Genomic DNA, 2,536 nt, shown 5'->3' with positions numbered 1-2,536 from the left:
CTGATGTCCAACCGCACGGATTTCCGGACGGCCGAACTGGTCGAACTTTATGATTTGCGCTGGCAGATCGAACTGTTCTTCAAGGAGTTGAAAAGCACATTGGGCTTCGCCCAATGCCGCCTGCGCCGGTTCGAGGCGACGGAGGGATGGCTGGAGCTGGTCCTGGTGACGTTCCTGTGGCTGGAGTGGCATCGGGCGAGGCAACTGGCCAAGTCCGGCCTGACGACGAAGCAGAAAGAGCGCTGGCGACACCAGCGAACCCACGGCCTCTGCCTGGCGGTCCGCCGCCACAGCGAACAGGCCGACTTGGAATACCTGGCCCGCGCCATGCAAACACCCGGCGGAATCCGGCGTTTGCGACGAAAACTCCGGCAGGCCATCCCGGCCGAGTTTCGCACCGCCGGATAAAAAGCGCAACTTCAAAACTCGCGCGTCGGGCTATAAACGCGGGGAGTGTGACGTTTGGGAAGTTGTCAGGGCCGGGCTGGTTTTGGCGTCGCTTTCACAATCTCCATCACCCGCCGGGTCGTCTCGGTGACATCGTTCCACCGTTTCTCGATGATCCACTCTTTCTTAACCATCGCGCCTTGGCCCACGGCCACAATGAGGTCGCTTTCGAGATAACGGTGCATGACCTCGGGGGTGATGCCGCCGGTGGGGAGGAATTTCATCCCCGGAAACGGGGCGGCCAGCATCTTGATGGTCGTGATCCCGCCGCCCGGTTCGGCCGGGAAGAATTTGGCCACTCGCAGTCCGGCGTTGTAGGCATGGGTGATTTCCGTGCCGGTGAACACGCCCGGAAAGAACAGCACGTTCGCGGCCACCGCCCACTCGACGATTTTCATGTCCAGCCCCGGAGCGACGAGATATGTCGCCCCGGCGTCCACGGCCGCCTTTGCTTGATCGAGCGTGAGAATCGTCCCCGCCCCGAGGACCAAATCCCGGCGATCCCGCAACGCCGCCACCGCTTTTACTGAACCGGCCTCCCGTAGCGGCAGTTCAAGAACCGGCAGCCCCCCGGCCACCAGTGCGTCGGCCAATGGCTCCGCGTTTTCGGCCGTCACCCCGGTGGCGATGGCCACCACCCGAACCGCCGCGATTTGTTGAAGAACATCAGTCATGAAGAGAAGTCTCGGAGAGCAAGATGATGGTGTTATCTTGGTGAGACGAACATCTTTTCAACAGGCTCAACGGCTGCAATTGACGCGATTCGGGAGCAACCTCGCCTGAAAACCATTCTGAACCAGAACCGCCACCGGGTTTTTGGAGGGATGGCGGTCGAGGCCGTAATGCTCGAAGTCTTTGTCGTTCAGGCCAATGGAGGCCATCAAATCGTGGCGGACATTACACGGCTCCACGTACCAAGGCCGGAGCGTCAGGGCGGCCCAGTAGCTTCCGGATTCTCCCCAAGCTCCCGGCAACACGTAGACCATCGGGTTCCGTTGGCCCTCCGGTCTTGCCATGTAGGTCACCGCATGGACGCAATTTGACACGGTTCCGTCCGGCGAGCCGTCGTCGAACGCCTTGTATCGCACCTTGCCGCTTTCCAGCCAGGCTTTTTGCTCGACGGCCAGATTCCACAGTTCCGGCTTGATCTCATACGGCCCCCACCGGCCGACCACCGTGCGGTTCTCCTTGGCAATCGCCAGGGTTTCCTGAAGGGTGAAGTTTTTCCCCTCTTCCGACTTTAGCCGGGCCGGCCGCACTTCAGTCGATGTCGGCAACCAACTGATGGTAAAATGCTCGGCCTTTCCGTCCGCCGTGGTTCGGATGAATGTGGCGAACGTATGGCTGAAGCGGGCATTGTTGATGACGGGTCGTTGGTAGCCGAAGACCACCACATAAAAGGAATCAGCCCGGACGAAGCCGGGCGTCAACATCAACAGAATGGCTCCGGCCAGCCAGCAAACAGGCTTGGACTTCATCGGTCAATCTCCGGCGCCAATCACGTTGTTCGAGCGAGGATGTCAGAACCGTAATTAATTGCCGACAAATGAGATCCCTCCCAAAGAAGGCCGCAGAATTTCCCCAGATGGAATCGTTTCGGTTCGGAAGGATCGGAAGAATGTGAACAAACGGCGTGCGGGGCGGTGGAATCCCGCCGCCCCGCAAGGCCGACAAATCACTTGGAGATGCCGCCGACGATGTTGAGTTTCACGGCGCCGGGCTTGTTGAGGTCAACCAAGATCGGGTTGGCCGTTGTCGCTTCGGCGAGGTTGCCGGCGAGGTCGCGGGCCGAGACTTTCAGGAAGACCTTGTGGGTCGGGAAGTTCGCGGGGAGCTTCCAGGCGTAGCTGCCGGTGTTCGGCAGGCGCTTCGGCTGGCCGGGGCTGGCGCCGAGCGAGTCCGAGACGGCCAGCGGAACCCACGGGCCGCGGGGGCCGTCCGACCATTCCAGCGTGATCGGATCCGTGGCGAGGTTGCGGTCCACGGCCTGCCATCGCAACACCATCGTGTCCTTCGAGGTCGAATCCGCCAGCGGTTCGTAAATCTTGACGATCGGCGGCGTCACGTCCACGTCCACCCGCATGTCGGG

4 protein-coding genes are annotated in these 2,536 nt (G+C 61.2%); 1 reads left to right on the top strand and 3 read right to left on the bottom strand.

All coding sequences use genetic code 11. The features are described 5' to 3' along the window. Window positions 1-408: transposase (locus BGIM_RS0115820; protein ID WP_029630090.1), on the top strand; the 408-nt coding region annotated here is incomplete at its 5' end. 65 nt (window positions 409-473) lie between these two features. Here BGIM_RS0115820 and BGIM_RS0115815 read toward each other — a convergent pair. From BGIM_RS0115815 to BGIM_RS65845, 3 genes are all read right to left on the bottom strand, one after another. Further along, window positions 474-1,121, bottom strand: coding sequence for a bifunctional 4-hydroxy-2-oxoglutarate aldolase/2-dehydro-3-deoxy-phosphogluconate aldolase (locus BGIM_RS0115815; protein ID WP_020470728.1), 648 nt, complete (start codon window positions 1,119-1,121; stop codon window positions 474-476). 66 nt (window positions 1,122-1,187) lie between these two features. Continuing rightward, window positions 1,188-1,925, bottom strand: coding sequence for a hypothetical protein (locus tag BGIM_RS0115810; RefSeq protein WP_020470727.1), 738 nt, complete (start codon window positions 1,923-1,925; stop codon window positions 1,188-1,190). A gap of 197 nt (window positions 1,926-2,122) precedes the next feature. Next, window positions 2,123-2,536: hypothetical protein (locus BGIM_RS65845; RefSeq protein ID WP_202947269.1), on the bottom strand; the 414-nt coding region annotated here is incomplete at its 5' end.

It is taken from the genome of Zavarzinella formosa DSM 19928 (assembly GCF_000255705.1).
Lineage (GTDB): Bacteria > Planctomycetota > Planctomycetia > Gemmatales > Gemmataceae > Zavarzinella > Zavarzinella formosa.
Note: the sequence above shows the minus strand (reverse complement) of the source record. Positions and strands in the feature narration are given on the sequence as shown.